General features: G+C 69.9%; 18 protein-coding genes and 3 pseudogenes. 13 read left to right on the top strand and 8 right to left on the bottom strand.

Annotated features, from left to right (window positions below; all coding sequences use genetic code 11):
* A pseudogene (locus H5J26_RS18010) lies at positions 1-681 on the top strand (phospho-sugar mutase); the annotation flags it as partial.
* Between the two features lie 57 nt (positions 682-738).
* On the opposite strand, the pseudogene H5J26_RS18005 reads toward H5J26_RS18010, so the two are convergent.
* Positions 739-1359 (bottom strand): annotated as a pseudogene (locus tag H5J26_RS18005) (LURP-one-related/scramblase family protein); the annotation flags it as partial.
* Between the two features lie 144 nt (positions 1360-1503).
* On the opposite strand from H5J26_RS18005, the gene H5J26_RS18000 reads away from it, so the two are divergent.
* Together H5J26_RS18000 and H5J26_RS17995 are read left to right on the top strand one after the other, a co-directional pair.
* Positions 1504-2028: a hypothetical protein gene (locus H5J26_RS18000; protein WP_181766903.1), complete on the top strand. Its 525-nt coding sequence runs from the start codon at positions 1504-1506 to the stop codon at positions 2026-2028.
* Positions 2028-2375, top strand: coding sequence for a winged helix-turn-helix domain-containing protein (locus tag H5J26_RS17995; protein WP_181766902.1), 348 nt, complete (start codon positions 2028-2030; stop codon positions 2373-2375). Before H5J26_RS18000 ends, H5J26_RS17995 begins: the two co-directional genes overlap by 1 nt.
* A 58-nt stretch (positions 2376-2433) precedes the next feature.
* On the opposite strand, the gene H5J26_RS17990 is transcribed toward H5J26_RS17995, so the two are convergent.
* Positions 2434-2997, bottom strand: coding sequence for a GNAT family N-acetyltransferase (locus H5J26_RS17990; RefSeq protein WP_181766901.1), 564 nt, complete (start codon positions 2995-2997; stop codon positions 2434-2436).
* Between the two features lie 116 nt (positions 2998-3113).
* Positions 3114-3317 carry a DUF6157 family protein gene (locus H5J26_RS31555; protein ID WP_309237962.1) on the bottom strand — a complete coding sequence of 68 codons (204 nt, stop codon included), beginning with the start codon at positions 3315-3317 and terminating at the stop codon, positions 3114-3116.
* Between the two features lie 39 nt (positions 3318-3356).
* Between H5J26_RS31555 and H5J26_RS31040 the strand changes: the two are divergent.
* Positions 3357-3563 (top strand): annotated as a pseudogene (locus tag H5J26_RS31040) (WYL domain-containing protein); the annotation flags it as partial.
* A 102-nt stretch (positions 3564-3665) separates the two neighbouring features.
* On the opposite strand, the gene H5J26_RS17975 reads toward H5J26_RS31040, so the two are convergent.
* On the bottom strand, positions 3666-4073 hold the full coding sequence (locus H5J26_RS17975; RefSeq protein ID WP_181766899.1) for a hypothetical protein: 408 nt from the start codon (positions 4071-4073) through the stop codon (positions 3666-3668).
* A gap of 557 nt (positions 4074-4630) precedes the next feature.
* Positions 4631-5443: a PH domain-containing protein gene (locus tag H5J26_RS17970; RefSeq protein WP_181766898.1), complete on the bottom strand. Its 813-nt coding sequence runs from the start codon at positions 5441-5443 to the stop codon at positions 4631-4633.
* Positions 5444-5727: 284 nt separating this feature from the next.
* On the opposite strand from H5J26_RS17970, the gene deoC reads away from it, so the two are divergent.
* From deoC to H5J26_RS17950, 4 genes are all read left to right on the top strand, one after another.
* Positions 5728-6687 (top strand): deoxyribose-phosphate aldolase, encoded by a 960-nt coding sequence (gene deoC, locus H5J26_RS17965; RefSeq protein ID WP_181766907.1) that lies wholly within the window; start codon positions 5728-5730, stop codon positions 6685-6687.
* A gap of 7 nt (positions 6688-6694) precedes the next feature.
* Complete coding sequence (locus tag H5J26_RS17960; protein ID WP_181766897.1) at positions 6695-8134, top strand: aldehyde dehydrogenase family protein; 1440 nt, start codon at positions 6695-6697, stop codon at positions 8132-8134.
* Positions 8127-9104, top strand: coding sequence for an aldehyde dehydrogenase family protein (locus tag H5J26_RS17955; RefSeq protein WP_181766896.1), 978 nt, complete (start codon positions 8127-8129; stop codon positions 9102-9104). The genes H5J26_RS17960 and H5J26_RS17955 overlap by 8 nt, the downstream gene beginning before the upstream one ends.
* 318 nt (positions 9105-9422) lie before the next feature.
* Entirely contained in the window at positions 9423-10058 is a 636-nt protein-coding gene (locus H5J26_RS17950) for a hypothetical protein (RefSeq protein ID WP_309237961.1), read from the top strand.
* Between the two features lie 280 nt (positions 10059-10338).
* On the opposite strand, the gene H5J26_RS17945 is transcribed toward H5J26_RS17950, so the two are convergent.
* The gene (locus H5J26_RS17945; protein ID WP_181766895.1) at positions 10339-11118 is read right to left on the bottom strand and encodes a SigE family RNA polymerase sigma factor; all 780 of its coding nucleotides are present in this window, start codon (positions 11116-11118) and stop codon (positions 10339-10341) included.
* A 302-nt stretch (positions 11119-11420) separates the two neighbouring features.
* Here H5J26_RS17945 and afsQ1 point away from each other — a divergent pair, with 302 nt between their 5' ends.
* The 5 genes from afsQ1 (at position 11421) to H5J26_RS17920 (ending at position 15385) form a co-directional block, all read left to right on the top strand.
* A complete protein-coding gene (gene afsQ1 / locus H5J26_RS17940; protein WP_079132109.1) occupies positions 11421-12098 on the top strand; it encodes a two-component system response regulator AfsQ1 in 678 nt (225 codons plus the stop codon).
* Between the two features lie 41 nt (positions 12099-12139).
* On the top strand, positions 12140-13765 hold the full coding sequence (locus tag H5J26_RS17935; RefSeq protein WP_181766894.1) for a sensor histidine kinase: 1626 nt from the start codon (positions 12140-12142) through the stop codon (positions 13763-13765).
* Positions 13762-14409 carry a hypothetical protein gene (locus H5J26_RS17930; protein ID WP_309237959.1) on the top strand — a complete coding sequence of 216 codons (648 nt, stop codon included), beginning with the start codon at positions 13762-13764 and terminating at the stop codon, positions 14407-14409. The genes H5J26_RS17935 and H5J26_RS17930 overlap by 4 nt, the downstream gene beginning before the upstream one ends.
* A gap of 82 nt (positions 14410-14491) precedes the next feature.
* Positions 14492-15109, top strand: a complete 618-nt coding sequence (locus H5J26_RS17925; protein WP_181766893.1) for a VanZ family protein — start codon at positions 14492-14494, stop codon at positions 15107-15109.
* A gap of 78 nt (positions 15110-15187) precedes the next feature.
* On the top strand, positions 15188-15385 hold the full coding sequence (locus tag H5J26_RS17920; protein ID WP_181766892.1) for a PspC domain-containing protein: 198 nt from the start codon (positions 15188-15190) through the stop codon (positions 15383-15385).
* Between the two features lie 81 nt (positions 15386-15466).
* Here the strand turns inward: H5J26_RS17920 and H5J26_RS17915 are convergent, their stop codons facing one another.
* A complete protein-coding gene (locus tag H5J26_RS17915) occupies positions 15467-15790 on the bottom strand; it encodes a hypothetical protein (RefSeq protein ID WP_181766891.1) in 324 nt (107 codons plus the stop codon).
* 192 nt (positions 15791-15982) lie between these two features.
* Positions 15983-17104 (bottom strand): adenosine deaminase, encoded by a 1122-nt coding sequence (locus tag H5J26_RS17910; protein WP_181766890.1) that lies wholly within the window; start codon positions 17102-17104, stop codon positions 15983-15985.
* Positions 17105-17396: the final 292 nt, after the last annotated feature.

Below are 17396 nucleotides of genomic sequence, written 5' to 3'. Positions count from 1 at the left end.
CTGGTGCACAAGCGGGCGCGCGGCACGTTCGCGACGACCATCGTCTCGTCCTCGCTGGTCCCCCGGATCGCCACCGCCGCCGACCTGCCGTACGAGGAGACGCTGACCGGCTTCAAGTGGCTCGCCCGCGTGGACGGTCTGCGCTACGGCTGCGAGGAGGCGCTCGGCTACTGCGTGGACCCCGAGGCCGTACGCGACAAGGACGGCATCACGGCCGCACTGCTCATCGCCGAGTTGGCCGCCGAACTCAAGCAGGCGGACCGCTCGTTGACCGATCTGCTGGACGACCTCGCCGTCGAACACGGGCTGCACGCGACCGACCAGCTCTCGGTCCGTGTCGAGGACCTCTCCGTGATCGCGTCGGCGATGGAGCGCCTCCGCGCCCGTCCCCCGGCCTCGCTCGGCGGCCTCGCCGTCGTCTCCACCGAGGACCTGACGGAGGGCACCGACCTCCTCCCGCCCACCGACGGCCTCCGCTACCAGCTGGCGGGTGCTCCCGAGGCGGGCGTCGAGAAGGCCCGCGTGGTGGTACGTCCGAGCGGTACGGAGCCGAAGCTCAAGTGCTACCTGGAGGTGGTGCTCCAGGTCCGCGACCAGGCCGCGCTGGGGGCGGCCCGCATTCAGGCGGCCTCAGCTCTGGCGGCTCTGAAGGCGGATCTGGCCGAGGCGGCGGGCGTCTGAGGCGGCAGCACAGACGGCGACCTGCCGCGGCTGAGACGGACGCGATCGCGAGCGAGGTCAGTCCAGGACGTTCAGGCCGGAGCCGAGCCCTCGTGAGTCCTGCTTGAGAGCGGTGTCCACTGTGAGTGCCGTGGCGAGGACAAGGCTGCGCAGGGGCTCGTCGAGTTCACGGTGGATCTTCAGGACGTAGTTGTCGGCCGTGGTGAACATCGTCCTCGCCAGGCCCTCCCAGGTCTTGGTGATGCGAGCGACCTCGGCCCCGGCGTGGTCGGCGACTGCGAAGTCCCAGGCGCGCCAGTTCTCGGCCTTGAGGCTGCCGACCTGTACTCCGTCGACGTCCATGGAGAAGTTGATCTTTCCCAGGACGTTCTGCTGAACGATCTCGCCGACCCGCGCACCTCCCGGACGCTGCACGATCATGCGGGACTTCACGAACTTGGCGGGACGGGTGAGCACGAGCTGCACCTCGCCGCTCGCGTCGCGTATCTCGAGACGGTGCGTGAGGTACTGGTCGATCTTGGTGGCGAACCGGAGCACCTTCCTCAGCCGGCTCTGCCCGATCTCGACCACCGCTCCGAGCGTCTTCCCGTGCTGGTCGAAGACTCTGTACTCGTTGGTGAGTTCGACCAGTTTGGTCTTCTGGCTGACCACGACGACCGACTCGGTGAACAGCGTGCCGCGGCTCGCGTGGGCGTGGGGGTCTGGCGTCATGACCGGAACTCTACTCCCGTCTTCACCTCAGGAAACCACTTGCCTGAAAGGAAAGCGCTGTGTAGTTTCCCGTCAGGAAACACATCCCCCCACGGGAAAGCTGAGGTCACCATGTCCGACCGACCCGCCCGCCACGAGCAGAGCCCGCAGGACGCCGCGTCCGCCCTTGAGAACGTGCACCGGCAGCAGGACGAGGCTCTGGCCGGGCGCGAAGAGCCCCTCGCCATGAAGATCGCCCTCTCGGGGGTCCTCGTGGCGTTCTGCGCCTCCTTCGACTTCGTCGACGACCCGTCGATCGTGACAACCGTCTTCGGAGTGGCGTTCATGATCTTCGTACTCGTGTCCAAGTCCCGCCGGGGATCGGCTCTGCTGGGCTACGACACCACGGGGCCCCGCTTCCGGAGCATGCCCACCGAGTACCGCCTGATCCTGATGGCGCTCGTCTTCACGTTGCTCACCCTCGGTCATTTCGCGGTCACCCCCGTGATGTCCTTCCTGAGGGGGCATCATGTGCCCTACGCCCACACGCTCGTGGGCGTGACAGCAGCCGTGCTGATGTTCCCCGTGGACCGGCTGGACCGCCGCATGCGGATCCGGCTGCTGGGGCGCATACGCGCTCGCAACGAGGGGGTGTGATGGCTCAGGACGGAATCGACCCGCTGTTCGTCGATCCCACCCGGCTGTCGATCATGTCGCTGCTGGCCGCCAGCCGTTGGGCGGAGTTCGCGTTCGTACGGGACACCGTCGGGCTGTCCGACTCGGCTCTGTCCAAGCAGATCAGCAAGCTCCAGGATCGCGCATACATCGAGGTCGAGCGCGGCTACGTCGGCAAGCGTCCCCGCACGTGGGTCAGGATCGGCGATGCCGGCCGGCTGGCGTTGGAGGGGCACGTGGCCGCCCTGCAGAACATCGTCGCCGACTCCCGACACGCCGCTGAGGCCCACGGAGCCGACGCCGAAGGGGCGGAGGCGCCTTCCGGGTAGGCGCGGATGCGCAGCGGCAAGGAGCACCGCCGGCCCCCACTTCCGCCTCAACGGCTGCTTATCGGTGGGCCGTTCGGACGTGGAGGTGCCCTTCGAGCGGGTGAGGCGGGTGCGGGGGCAGCACCTCGACGAAGGCGAAGCCGCTCTTCTCCGCGACGCGGCACGAGGCGGTGTTGTCCATCTGGTGCAGCAACTCCAGCCGTTCCAGGCCGTCTTCGGCGAAGGTCCGGAACGCCCAGGCCGTGAGTGCGTCCAGCGCGCGCGAGGCGACGCCCCGCCCCCGCGCCGGGGCCGCGGTCCAGTAGCCGACCTCGGCGGCGGGCCCTTCCGGATCCGGTCTCTTGAGCACGACACCGGCAACCAGGCGTCCGCCGTCGCGTCCCTCCCGGTCTTCCGTCACCGCAAAGCCGAAGCGGTCACCGGCCGTTCGGCCCCGACGCTGAGCCGACAGCCAGCGTGCGGCGTCCTCGCCCTCGTTCACGGGGAGTCGCGTCCAGCGGCGCAGCAGGGGGTCCCCACGCACCACTTCGGTCAACTCCGCGATGTCCGCGGCCTCCCACGGACGCAGAACCAGGGCCGGGCCCCTGTCCGTGGCGTCCGCTCGCAACATGACCGCGGCCATGAGACCTCCCCCTGAGACCGGCTTCGTGAAGTGTGGCACCCCGCCCCTTCAGCGTGCCGCACCCGACTCGCCCCGCACGCAGGTCACTTCGGCACGTGAGGCGACGACGTCCCGGCTCAGGGACGAGCCCGCGCGGAACGCATGGCCCTGACGACCGTGGCCCCCCCGGCTCCCTCCACGAGACGCATGTACTCCTCGGACTCCACGGGACACAGCGCGACCCGGCCCTCGTCGTCGAAGTGCAGTCCGAATCCGTACTTCTTGGGCAACGGCGAGGCGCGGAGGCATGGTCGGGGTTTCGAGAGGAAGGCCCGCCGGATCTCCGCGGAACTTCGTCTCGCTGGTGCTCTCCTTCGCGAGCACCGAGTGAGGCCCTCCAGGAAGCAGGGCCCCCGGACTGCGACGGCTGGGTACAGGTCGAGCTCCCCGTGGAGACGCGGGCCGTCGCCGTCGGCGACCTGCTGCGCCTGAGAACGGAGGCCGAAGTGCTCGGTCCCGCCGAACTCCGCCACGCCGTCGGCGAGGCGGTCGACGTGCTGGCGGCCCGGTACGCGGCGTCGCACTGACGCTTCCGGCCGGGCCCCGACTGCCGTACCTCCGCGCGCAGAAGACCCGCTGGGGACTCCGGGCAGAGCTCGAAGCCCTCAGCGGGTCGGGAACCTGTCGGCTCAGTAGCCGTATGCGCCGCCGCGCACGGCCCTGGTCCCGGCGGGGCACGCGATCGCCACGCGCTTGGATCCGGACAGCGCGCCGACGACGTAGCGGCGGTTGTTCGTGCAGTCCGTGTAGACGTACCAGTTGACTCCCGAGCACGAGACGGCGAAGACGCGGCCCGACATGTAGGCGTCCCAACAACGCAGCGACATGGAGGACACCGGCGGAGTCATGGCGATGCCGCCGGGGGACTCCATGGCGGTCCCGGTCTGCACGGACCCGGTCCTGAGGTTGGTCTGCGTGTACCTGGCCTGTCCCCAGTAGGGGGAGTCGGCCTGGGCAGAAGGCGCAGCGACCCCGCCGAACCCGAGCGCGAGCGCGGCGCTCGCCCCCAGAACTGCCAGAGATTTCTTGATCTTCACTACTGGTTCTCGCTTTCTCGTTGCTCGGCCGGCTTGGCCGACAGCCCGAACACGGGCGATGGCGACAACATTCGCCGCGCAACGGCAACAGAACAAGAGAATTCAATTCTTATGAAGATATGCATTCGCATTCCGAAGACCATCGCTTCGCGTGGCACCAACTGGCGAATCGGTTCGCCAGTTGGTGCCACACCGAAAGGGATTTCACCCGCATGAGCGAGAATGGCTCTGCGCTGCTGCCATTTGCTCGGAGCTGGGCCCGGAACTGGGCGAATGGGCCGCCGGATACCGCACTCCGGCTCTCGCGGCAAGGCGCCGACCGGGTTGGAGAAAAGCCTTGTCCAGCGCCCCTGCTTCCCCGTGACGACGCGCGAACACGGGTCGAAAGCGCACCCGTCCGGCTCGGCACACGAGGGCGCCGCGGCGTCATGGCGTCACGGATTCATGAGCGCTTCGGCCGCCGCAGCGGAACCGAATCCGCCTCCCCGCGCGTGGAATTCGTAACGCTTCGCGGAAATGCGTGCAGCGCCGCGGCAGCGCTCCTTGCGGGCGGCCCGTCAGCGCGTGGCGAGGAGGGCCGCCAAGGCGATCGCACCGGCCAGCACAGGAGCGGCGATCTCGTAGGCCCAGCGGACGGCGACCTGGCCCTGCGCCGCGGGGCTCTCACTGTTGTCGAAGGCGAGGGCACGCAGTTCGTCGATCGCCTGGTCGGACGGAGCGCGCTTCTCGGACCCGTCCTCCACGGCGCCCGGCACCCCGCCGAGCCCGAAGAGGCCTCTGGGGCGGGCCAGCGCGTTCGCACCGCGCGAGGCGTCGCGTTCGGCGCGCTCGGTCTGCCGGGCGGCCCGCTTGCGAGCACGCAGAGAGACGGGGATCGACCACAGCTGGTACTTGGTGCCGTCGGCGACGACTTCGCTGGAGTAGCCGGACTGCACGGACTCCACCGTGCCCCACGGGACGGTGACGGTGCGGAAGGGGTTCCGTACGCGCATCCGCTGCGGGTTGGCGTAGACAGCAGGCCGCAGCGTGTAGGCGACAACGAGGGGCACGCCGAACACGAGCCCGGCGAGGACGGTCAGCTTCGTCCGGTCCGTGCCGGTGACCAGAGCGTCGAAGGCGAGCCAGCAGGCGAGCAGGAGCAGCAGGACACCGCCCGCCATTGCGCCCGGGGAGCGGTAGCAGTGGTCCGCGTACACGGGAGGCGCGGGTTCCTGCGCCGCTTCCGGCGCGTCCTCGCTCTGGTCCGGTGCGCTCTCGGGCTCGGTGGCGGAGCCGTCGGCGGCGCCGGGTGCACTGGCGGGGCCGCCGGATTCGGACGTGGGCTCATGCCCGTCCTCGGGTTCACGCTCGGGTCGGGACTCGCTACTCATGAGGCCCGATTCTGCCGGACCGTCCGCATGGCGGACATTGCGGCTCGGCATCGATCTGCGGTCGGGATGCAGGAGCGGCGGCCCCCGGAACGGCGGTTCCACCGGGTCTCCCCCGTCGTGCCGGGCTTCCCGGCACTTACGCGCCACCACCGTGGCCGCATCCCGTCCCCTCTTTCCCCTATCGACGACGCTACGCGTGTAGATATGCTCCTCTGGTGACTGTGTCTTCTCCCTCTCCCACGTCTTCTCCGTCTTCTGTGTCCGCTGGGTCCTCCGCTTCCGCTCTGGCCGACGTGACCTCCTCCGACTCCGCTCTGCGCCGGTACCTGCACGGCCTGCCCGGCGTCGACACCGTCGGACTCGAAGCGCGCGCCGCGACCCTCGGCACACGCTCGATCAAGACCACGGCCAAGGCCTACGCCATCGACCTGGCCATCTCGATGATCGACCTGACCACCCTCGAAGGGTCCGACACCCCCGGCAAGGTGCGGTCCCTGTGTGCCAAGGGCAGCAACCCCGACCCCAGCGACCGCACCACGCCTCAAGTCGCCGCGATCTGCGTCTACTCCGACATGGCGGCGACGGCCAAACAGGCGCTGAGCGCCGGAGGCGGCGCCGGGATCAAGGTCGCCTCCGTCGCGACGGCCTTCCCCTCCGGACGCGCCGCCCTGTCCGTCAAGCTGGCCGACACCCGTGAGGCCGTCGCCGCCGGCGCCGACGAGATCGACATGGTGATCGACCGCGGTGCCTTCCTCTCCGGCCGGTACGGGAAGGTCTTCGAGGAGATCCAGGCCGTCAAGGAAGCGTGCAAGCGCCCGTCCGGAAGCGGTGGCGAACCCGCCCATCTCAAGGTGATCTTCGAGAATGGCGAGCTGTCGACGTACGACAACATCCGCCGCGCCTCCTGGCTGGCGATGCTCGCCGGCGCCGACTTCATCAAGACCTCGACCGGCAAGGTCGCGGTGAACGCCACGCTGCCGAACACGCTGCTGATGCTGGAGGCCGTACGCGACTTCCGCGCCGCCACCGGCACCCAGATCGGCGTGAAGCCCGCGGGCGGCATCCGCAACGCCAAGGACGCCCTGCGCTACCTGGTGGTGGTCAACGAGACGGTGGGCTCCGACTGGCTGAGCCCCGACTGGTTCCGCTTCGGCGCCTCCAGCCTTCTCAACGACCTGCTGATGCAGCGCCAGAAGCTGAGCACCGGCCGGTACTCCGGTCCCGACTACGTGACGGTGGACTGAGGCACCCATGACAGACCAGATCTTCGAGTACGCACCCGCGCCCGAATCCCGCGCGATCGTCGACATCGCCCCGTCCTACGGGCTCTTCATCGACGGCGAGTTCCGCGAGGCGGCGGAGGGCAAGGTCTTCAAGACCGTCTCGCCCGCCACCGAGGAGGTCCTCTCCGAAGTGGCCCAGGCGGGCACCGACGACGTCGAGGCCGCTGTACGCGCGGCACGTGCCGCCTTCACCGGCTGGTCCGCGCTGCCCGGCACCGAGCGCGCGAAGTACATCTTCCGCATCGCCCGCATCCTTCAGGAACGCGCCCGTGAACTGGCCGTCCTGGAGACCCTGGACAACGGCAAGCCGATCCGGGAGACGCGCGACGCGGACCTGCCGCTGGTGGCGGCGCACTTCTTCTACTACGCGGGGTGGGCGGACAAGCTCGGCCACGCGGGCATGGGCCCGAACCCGAAGCCGCTCGGCGTCGCCGGGCAGGTCATCCCCTGGAACTTCCCGCTGCTGATGCTGGCCTGGAAGATCGCGCCGGCCCTGGCCACGGGCAACACCGTGGTGCTCAAGCCCGCCGAGACGACGCCGCTCTCGGCGCTCTTCTTCGCCGACGTGTGCCGCCAGGCGGGTCTGCCCAAGGGCGTCGTCAACATCCTCACCGGCGACGGCGCGACGGGTGCCGAGCTGGTCGCCCACCCGGGCATCGACAAGGTGGCCTTCACCGGGTCCACGGCCGTGGGCAAGGCGATCGCCCGCACGGTCGCCGGTACGCGCAAGAAGCTCACGCTCGAACTGGGCGGCAAGGGCGCCAACATCGTCTTCGACGACGCCCCGATCGACCAGGCCGTCGAGGGCATCGTCAACGGCATCTACTTCAATCAGGGGCAGGTCTGCTGCGCGGGCTCGCGCCTGCTGGTGCAGGAGTCGGTGGAGGAGGAGCTGCTGGACTCGCTGAAGCGGCGGCTGGCCACCCTCCGGGTCGGCGACCCCATGGACAAGAACACCGACGTGGGCGCCATCAACTCCGCCGAGCAGCTGGCCCGGATCACCGCCCTGGCCGACTCCGGCGAGGCCGAGGGTGCCGAACGCTGGTCCGCTCCCTGCGAGTTGCCCGACAGCGGCTACTGGTTCGCGCCCACTCTCTTCACCGGCGTCAGCCAGGCGCACCGCATCGCACGCGAGGAGATCTTCGGGCCGGTGCTGTCCGTACTGACCTTCCGCACGCCGGACGAGGCCGTGGCGAAGGCCAACAACACTCCGTACGGCCTCTCGGCGGGCATCTGGACGGAGAAGGGCTCGCGCATCCTGGCCATGGCCAACAAACTCCGGGCGGGCGTCGTCTGGGCCAACACGTTCAACAAGTTCGACCCGACCTCGCCCTTCGGCGGCTACCAGGAGTCGGGCTTCGGCCGTGAGGGCGGCCGCCACGGTCTGGAGGCCTACCTCGATGTCTGAGAAGTCCGCTAACACCGAGAAGAAGCCCGCGAAGAGCGAGGCGGCAGCCGGACGGACGAAGTCCGCGAAGGCTCCGGCAGCACGGCCTGCCCGTACGCCCGTCCGCATCGACGTCCTGAAGACCTACAAGCTCTTCGTGGGCGGCAAGTTCCCGCGCAGCGAGAGCGGACGGGTGTACGAGGTGACCGACTCCCAGGGCAACTGGCTCGCCAACGCTCCCCAGTCGTCACGCAAGGACGCACGTGACGCGGTCGTCGCCGCGCGCAAGGCGTTCAGCGGCTGGTCGGGGGCGACCGCCTACAACCGGGGCCAGATCCTCTACCGCATCGCGGAGATGCTGGAGGGCCGCAGGGAGCAGTTCACGTCTGAGATCGCCGCTGCGGAGGGGCTGTCGGCAGCCGCGGCGAGCGCGCAGTTCGACGCGGCCGTCGACCGCTGGGTCTGGTACGCGGGCTGGTCCGACAAGGTGACTCAGGTCGCCGGAGGCGCCAACCCTGTCGCCGGCCCCTTCTTCAACCTCTCCACTCCCGAACCGACGGGCGTCGTCGCCGTACTGGCCCCGCAGGAGTCCTCGTTCCTGGGCCTGGCCTCGGTGCTCGCCCCGGTGATCGTCACGGGCAACACCGCGGTGCTCGTACCGTCCGAGAAGGCACCGCTTCCCGCCCTGTCGCTGTCGGAGGTGCTGGCCACCTCCGACCTGCCCGGCGGTGTGGTCAACGTCCTCTCCGGCCGTACGCGCGAGGTCGGCGCCACGCTCGCCGCGCACCAGGACGTCAACGCGATGGACCTGACCGGTGCGGCGTCGGACGCGGAGCTCGCGAAGGAGCTTGAGGTCGCCGCGGCGGACAACCTCAAGCGGGTCCGCCGCCCCGACGCGGCGGCGGACGGGGACTGGTCGGGGGACCCGGGCATCTCCAGGCTGCTCGCGTTCCTGGAGACGAAGACGGTCTGGCACCCCATCGGCGTCTGATCACCGCGCGCCCGGAAGGGCGGCGAGGCGGATCGGGCCGCCGTGTGCGGGACGGCTGAACAAGCCGGACCGGACACGGCGGCCTTTCTGCGTCCACCGCCGTGGAACACCGCCGTGGGACGAACAGATCAGCGCCCGAGGGATGTTGGAGGCAGTGGGCATGGCTCCCCGCGGGCGGCTGCCTGCGACGGAGCATCGGGCGGGGCCGAGGCGATCATGCTTCCGGGCCGTGCCCCGGCCGAACGGGCCGGGGCACGCCCTCACTCATCCCACCCCGACCGGTTACGCGGCCCGCGCGATGGCCGACAATGGTCTCTCGTGACCGATCCCAGTGACATAGCACGCCCGCCCCGCGTCATCCTGCTCACAGGACCGTCCGGTTCCGGTAAGTCCCGGCTCTCCGCGCGCACCGGGCTGCCCGTCATGCGCCTCGACGACTTCTACAAGGAGGCCGGGGACCCGACGCTGCCGCAACTGCCGCACGGCATCGGCGTGGACTGGGACTCGGTGCGTTCGTGGGACGCCGACGCCGCCCTCGCCGCGGTGCGCGACCTGTGCGCGAAGGGCACGACGACCGTCCCCCTCTACGACATCTCGCTGAGCGCCCGGGTCGGCACGGAGACTCTCACCCTCGACGGCGCCGCGCTCTTCATCGCCGAGGGCATCTTCGCCGCGGACATCGTGAGCCGCTGCCACGAACTGGGGCTGCTCGCCGACGCGATCTGCCTGCGGGGCAGGCCCACGACGACCTTCCGGCGGCGTCTGCTGCGCGACCTGCGCGAAGGACGGAAGTCGGCACTCTTCCTGCTGCGTCGCGGCTGGCGGCTGCTGCGGGCGGAAGGGGCGATCGTGCAGCGGCACAGGGAGTTGGGCGCCCATCCCTGCGCGCGGGACGAGGCGGCCGAGCGCATCGGCAGGCTGCGTGCGGCGAGCGGTGCGCGCACGCCGATGTGAGACGTGCGCAGGAGTGCCGCTCTCAAGTCGGAGTCAGGCGACAGCCTCGCCGTGCGGCGGCGCGGGCGGCACACACAGAGAGCGGGTACGGACAGACCCCCCGGTTGTCCGTACCCGCTCTCTCGTTCCCGTCCCCCCGGACGGGTTTCCCGTGTTCCCCCGTGGATCCCCCGTACCCCCGCCCCTGGGCCTGGCGGCCCCGAGGTACCCCCACCTCTGGGCCTTGCGGCCCGTAGGCCCCCGTCCGGGGCTCCCGTTCCCCGGTTCCTGCGTTCCCCCGTCAGGCGACCAGCTCGTCGAAGGTCTTCTCCTGATCCTTGCCGAAGCTGAGCACCTCGTCGTCGCGCAGCCGGCGCAGTGAGCGCCAGATGCTGCTCTTCACGGTGCCGACGCTGATGTTGAGTATGTCGGCGATCTCCGGGTCCGTACGGCCCTCGTAGTAGCGCAACACCAGCATCGTGCGCTGGAGTTCGGGAAGCCGGGCGAGCGCCTGCCAGAGCACGGTGCGCAGTTCGGTGCCGCGCATCGCGTCCTGGTCGCCGGCGGTCTCCGGCAGCTCCTCGGTCGGGTATTCGTTCAGCTTGCGGCGGCGCCACGCGCTGATGTGCAGGTTCGTCATGGTGCGGCGCAGGTAGCCGCCGACGGCCGCCTTGTCGCTGATCCTGTCCCAGGCGCGGTACGTCGAGAACAGGGCGCTCTGCAGCAGGTCCTCGGCCTCGAAGCGGTCGCCAGTGAGGTGGTAGGCGGTGGCGTACAGGGAGGCGCGGCGTTCACGAACGTAGGCGGTGAACTCCGCCTCGGACGTGCCCTCTTGCCGCGCTCCCGGCTCCTCCCTGTACTCACCGTCCCCCGTGCGGGCCTCCCCTCGAAGGCCCTCCACCGCAGCGATGTGCGATGGACGCACGCGCCCGTTGCTGTGTACGCACCCTCGGGCGTTCACGGCCGCGGACTTCTCAGCGACGTGGGTCGGCTCCGATGCCCGGAGTGAGTTGGGAACCGGCGGGGTGTGCAGACGCGTGTGAATAACTGCGCTGACGTTGATGCTGTGCAGTGTGTTCATCTCGCGCCCCCCTCGGGCCAACCTGATCGCTTTCCGATGAGGTACACATTGCCGGGCCAGTTTCATCGCGGCGTCCCCCGTCTGTCACAGCGGTGTCACAAGGCTCCTGGAGGGCGTGTCCTGGTCGTGAGCTGCGGTCGAGCCGATCGGATCGGCTCTCACCGGCCCCGCCTCAAGAACGCTCAACTCCCGTGTGACAGCTGCCCGTGACGCACTCCGCGCGCAGCCGCGGAGAGGCCGGGCACCGCCTGGACAGACCGCACGGTCGAAGTGTGAGGGGGGCATGGGACAGAATGGCCCGCGTGCCTTTCCTGTTGCTGATCGAGGACGATGACGCTGTCCGTACCGCCCTGGAGATGGGTCTGACCCGTCAGGGCCACCGCGTGGTGACCGCGGCGTCCGGTGAGGACGGCCTCAAACTGCTGCGCGAACAGCGGCCGGACCTGATCGTCCTGGACGTGATGCTGCCCGGAATCGACGGTTTCGAGGTGTGCCGTCGCATCCGCCGCACCGACCAGTTGCCGATCATCCTGCTGACGGCCCGCAGCGACGACATCGATGTGGTCGTGGGGTTGGAGTCCGGTGCGGACGACTACGTCGTCAAGCCGGTGCAGGGCCGCGTGCTGGACGCCCGCATCCGCGCCGTGATGCGCCGCGGCGAGCGCGAGTCCAACGACGCGGCGACGTTCGGCAGTCTGGTCATCGACCGTTCCGCGATGACGGTGACGAAGAACGGCGAGGACCTTCAACTCACCCCCACCGAGCTCCGGTTGCTGCTCGAACTGAGCAGGCGGCCCGGTCAGGCGCTGTCGCGGCAGCAGCTTCTCCGACTGGTGTGGGAGCACGACTACCTCGGTGACTCGCGACTCGTCGACGCCTGCGTGCAGCGCCTGCGCGCGAAGGTCGAGGACGTACCGTCCTCGCCGACCCTCATCCGCACGGTGCGGGGTGTGGGGTACAGGCTGGACGCCCCGCAGTGACCGACCCGGCGCAGCCGAGGCCACGGGCCTGGGGGGACCGGATGCGCGGCCGTCTCGCGGGAGTGCTGCCGACTCTCCGCCTCCGGCTGGTCGTCGTCTTCGCACTGGTGGCGCTCACGGCCGCGGTCTCGGCATCCGGGATCGCGTACTGGCTCAACCGGGACGCCGTACTCACCCGCACGCAGAACGCGGCTCTCAACGACTTCCGCAAGTCCATGGAGGACAACGCGGGAAGCCTCCCCCGCCGCTACGACTGCCGCCAACTGTGGGACGCGGCCGAGAAGATGGCGAACACCTCGCAGAGCTACGAGGTCCTGCTCACCGGCGAGGACGCGCGGGGAGCCCCGTGCACGGCCGCCTCCGACCAGGACGCCTTCACCATGGAGGACGTGCCCGGGCAGCTGCGCAGCGCCGTGGGCAAGCGCAGGCCCGTCGACACCGGCAACTCCTACCCGTACCACCTCTACTGGCAGCGCTCCGCCGACGGGGGCGGCAGCGAGCCCTTCCTGGTCGGCGGAGCGAAGATGATCGGCGAAGGGCCGACGCCTTCGGGCTTCATGCGCAAGTCGCTCGGCCCTGAACGTGACGATCTCAACTCGCTCGCCTGGTCGTTGGGCATCGCGACGGGTGTGGCGCTCCTCGGCGCGATGCTGCTCGCGCAGGCCGCCGCCTCGACGGTGCTGCGGCCCGTACGGCGGCTCGGGGACGCCGCCCGGCGGCTGGGCGAGGGGAAGCTCGACACCCGCCTGAAGGTGTCCGGTACTGACGAACTGGCCGAGCTCTCCCGCACGTTCAACCGGACCGCGGAGTCGCTGGAGAACCGCGTCGCCGATCTGAGCGCGCGGGAGGAGTCCTCACGGCGCTTCGTGGCCGACATGTCGCACGAGCTGCGTACGCCGATGACGGCCATCTCCGCGGTCACCGAGGTGCTGGAGGAGGAGCAGGAGAACCTCGACCCGATGATCGCGCCGGCGGTCCAGATCGTGGTCAGCGAGACCAGACGGCTGAACGACCTGGTCGAGAACCTGATGGAGGTCACGCGGTTCGACGCCGGTACGGCCAATCTCGTCCTCGACCATGTGGACGTGGCCGACCAGGTGACCGCCTGCATCGACGCGCGGGCCTGGCTGGACGCCGTCGAACTCGACGCCGACCGCGGCCTGATGGTGCGGCTGGATCCGCGCCGCCTGGACGTCATCCTGGCGAACCTCATCGGGAACGCGCTCAAGCACGGCGGATCGCCGGTCCGGATCTCCGTACGCACCGAGGAGTCACCGTCGGGCGCCGGCGAGCTGGTGATCGAGGTGGCGGACCGCGGGCCGGGCATTCCCGAGGAGAAGCTGCCGCACGTCTTCGACCGCTTCTTCAAGGCCAGCGCGTCGCGTCCGAGGTCGGAGGGCAGCGGGCTGGGCCTCTCCATCGCGCAGGAGAACGCGCACATCCACGGCGGCTCGATCTCGGCGCGCAACGACCCCTCACCGGAGGGCGGTGCCGTCTTCACGCTCCGCCTTCCGCGTGGCTCGGCCGGGCCCGCACCCGGGGAGGGCGAAGCGGACGAGGAAGCGGAAGCAGCGGCCGCGCGCGAGGAAGACGACCGGCGTGCCCGGGGGCGGGCCGAGGGTGAGGACGGCAAGGGCGACAGGGGCGGCAGGAGGGACGGACGGTGAGCGGCACCCGGCTCCTCGCGGTACGAGGACGAGCGACGTCGTGCGGAGTGCTCGCGGGCCTGACGCTCCTGGGTGCGCTCTCCGGGTGCGGCATCCGCTCCACGTCCGTACCCGTCGACGCGGGCGCCGCGCCTTCGAGGGTGGGCTGTGTGCTGCCCGGTGACCGCGAGACGGCCGAGCGCAGCAAGGGGAATCTGCCGGTGCGCGTCTACCTGGCTTGCGGATCACGTGTCTCGCCGGTCGAGCGGCGGGTCGCCCTGCCCGACGGGGACGACTCGGAGCGGCTCCCCGTCGCACGGGGTCTGCTGGACGCCCTCCAGGCCGAACCGGACTCCGAAGAGGAATCGGCAGGATTCAAGACGGCGGTACCCCGCGATCTGAAGGTGACCGGGCCCGCCGACGACGACCCGCCGGGGGCGCTGCGGCTGAGCATGACGCTGGACGATCTGCCGTCGTTCGCGCTGGCGCAGATCGTCTGCACCTACGCGGACACCGCGGCCTCGGGCACCGACCGTGCCGTGATCCTCGGCGGCCCCGCAAAGGGAGACGGCCCCGGTGCCGACGAGCAGCTGCGCCGCTTCGAATGCGGAACCTCGCTGCGTACGCGGCCGGAGGCCGCTGCGACGGCGGGGACACCCGTCTGACCGGCGGCCTCCTTCAGCGGTGGCACCTGTGTGACATGCCACTCCCGGAACCACGCGAGACGTCTGCGACGTCCACCCTGATGTGCAGCGTCAAGGCCGCGGCGGGGAAACCGCCGCTCCCGCTTCCCGTTTCCGCGTCGCAGGTCTCATCCTGCTGATCGCGTATTTGACGTTCGCCGGTTGGCTGGCGCTCCGTCCGCTGTCGGTGCCGTGGGTCGCCCCCGCGAATCTGCAGCCTCTCGCGACGATCCGCTCCGATCTCGGCGACGGTTCACCCGACGCGCTGGCCGGTCTCGCCGACGAGCTGCTCCAGCTGGCGCCGCTCGGCGTGCTGCTGCCGCTGGCCACGGGAGGGCTGGAGCGGAGGCTTCCGCGGACCTGGGTCCGTACCGTCTGCGCCGGCGCGCTCATCTCCTCCGCGATCCTGCTCCTCCAGTCGGGAGTGCCGGGCCACGTGGTGAACGTGGACTCGGTGCTGCTGCACACCGCGGGCGTGGCAGTCGCCTTCCTGCTGGCCTTCACGCCTCTGCGCGCGCTCGTGCGCCGCAGGTCCGGGGCCCTTCTGCCCCACGTGGGCGTCACAGCGGAGGCCGGAACGCCGCTCTCCGGCGGACGGGGGTCGTACGGCGCCCTCCACCACCGGGAGGACGAAGTCCAGGGTGCGCCCCCTAGAGCGGCCAGGGTCGGGATCGCCCCCTAGTCCGACGCCCCGGGGTGTGACCTCCGAATAGCGTGGAAACACGAGACACGCACCGATTCGGAGTGAAGGAGTCCCGACATGCCCGCTCTTGCCCGCCCGCGCGACAACCGGATGATCGGCGGAGTGTGCGCCGGCCTGGCACGCCGCTTCGGAACGAAACCCAGCACCATGCGGTGGATCTTTGTGATCTCATGCCTGCTTCCCGGCCCTCAGTTCCTGCTCTACCTGGCGCTGTGGATCCTGCTTCCCAACTCGGAGGAGCGGGCCGCCTGGTGACGGCAGGCGCCTACGGCGCACACGCGGACGGGCCGCGCATCGAAGCGATGCGCGGCCCGTCCGCGTACGTGAGGACTCGCCTCAGATGCCGAGCCCGGACCCGCCGACCGGAAGGCCGGAGAGCAGGGTGGGCTGCTGACGCTGCTGCGCCGCCTGCTGGGGGAGCTTGTCGAGCCACCCGGCAGGCATCTGGCTGCCGAGCTGCGGAGTCTGCTGACCGGTCTGGGGGGTCTGCTGACCGCTCTGCGGGGCCTGCTGACCACCCTGGGGCGACTGCTGGCCGGCCGAGCCCGGGCCCTGGTGCACGACCCGGACGGGCTCGGCGGAGGCGACGCCCGTGCCGAGCGCGGCGATTGCTGCGCCGAGTACGGCGACGGTGATGAACTTCCTGGCTACGTGCTGCATGGTGCTACGTCCTCGTCTGTCGGGTTGAGCGGCCCGGCGAACGTAGCGATCCATGCGGATCATGGGCAAACACCCCACAAGGGGAGGATGTCGGGCAGGTGATCCGATGACCATTCGTCCCGTACCACCTGCGCCGACTGCCCCGATCGGCCCTGCGCGACGACGTATTCGCAGGTCACCGACGCACCTGCGTCACTCCCTGAAGAGCCACTCGGACTTCAGCTCGGCGTAACCGGGCTTGATCACGTCGTTGATCATCGCGAGACGTTCATCGAAAGGGATGAACGCGGACTTCATCGCGTTGACCGTGAACCACTGCATGTCGTCGAGGGTGTAGCGGAACGTCCCCACCAGGTGCTCGAACTCCTGGCTCATGCTGGTGCCGCTCATCAGCCGGTTGTCGGTGTTGACCGTCGCGCGGAAGTGCAGGCGGCGCAGCAGCCCGATGGGGTGCTCGGCGTACGAAGCGGCCGCCCCCGTCTGCAGGTTGGAGCTCGGACACAGCTCGAGGGGGATGCGCTTGTCACGAACGTAGGAGGCGAGACGGCCCAGCTTCACCGTGCCGGCGTCGTCCTCCTGGATGTCGTCGATGATGCGCACGCCGTGACCGAGCCGGTCGGCGCCGCACCACTGGAGGGCCTGCCAGATGGAGGGCAGCCCGAACGCCTCACCGGCGTGGATCGTGAAGTGGTTGTTCTCGCGCTTGAGGTACTCGAAGGCGTCGAGGTGACGGGTGGGAGGGTGGCCCGCCTCGGCACCCGCGATGTCGAAACCGGCGACGCCCACGTCGCGGTACCTGTTGGCGAGTTCGGCGATCTCCAAGGCGCGGGCCGCGTGCCGCATGGCGGTCAGCAGGGCGCCGACGCGGATGCGGTTGCCGGCAGCGCGTGCCCGCCGCTCGCCCTCACGGAAGCCCTCGCTGACGGCCTCGACGACCTCTTCGAGCGTGAGGCCCTTCTCCAGGTGCTGCTCCGGGGCGAAGCGGACCTCCGCGTAGACCACCCCGTCCGCGGCCAGGTCCTCCGCGCACTCGGCTGCGACACGGACGAGCGCGTCCCGTGTCTGCATGACGCCGACGGTGTGCGAGAACGTCTCCAGATAGCGCTCCAGCGAACCGGAGTCCGCCGATGCGCGAAACCAGCTCTCCAGCCGGTCGGCATCGGTCTCGGGCAGTGCGTCGTACCCCGTCTCCCGGGCCAGCTCGATGATGGTGGCGGGCCGCAGGCCACCGTCGAGGTGGTCGTGCAGCAGCGCCTTCGGAGCGCGGCGGATCTGTTGCGGGGTCGGAATCGTGTTGAGGGTCTGGCTCGTCATTTGCGTACTCTAGCTCCTACGCGCGTAGATGGCATCTGCACCACAACTCCCGTTTCGCGACCGGGCGTTGTACGGGGCGTCCTCGTTCGATACGCAATGGTGATCGACAGCACCGTACGTACATGGCGGCTTCTGCCATCGTCTTTCTCATGGCTCAGCAAGCTTTGCCCGAGCGGGAGGCCCGACTGGGGCGGGCGATGGGCGCGGACGGATCCGGTGCGGCGCCGCACGCAGTCCTTCATCGACCAGGCCACGCCGTAGGTGCGTCCGCGGGTCAGCTCCTTCGCCACGT

Origin of the sequence: Streptomyces albidus (ex Kaewkla and Franco 2022) (assembly GCF_013870515.1) — a bacterium.
GTDB lineage: Bacteria > Actinomycetota > Actinomycetes > Streptomycetales > Streptomycetaceae > Streptomyces > Streptomyces albidus.
Note: the sequence above shows the minus strand (reverse complement) of the source record. Positions and strands in the feature narration are given on the sequence as shown.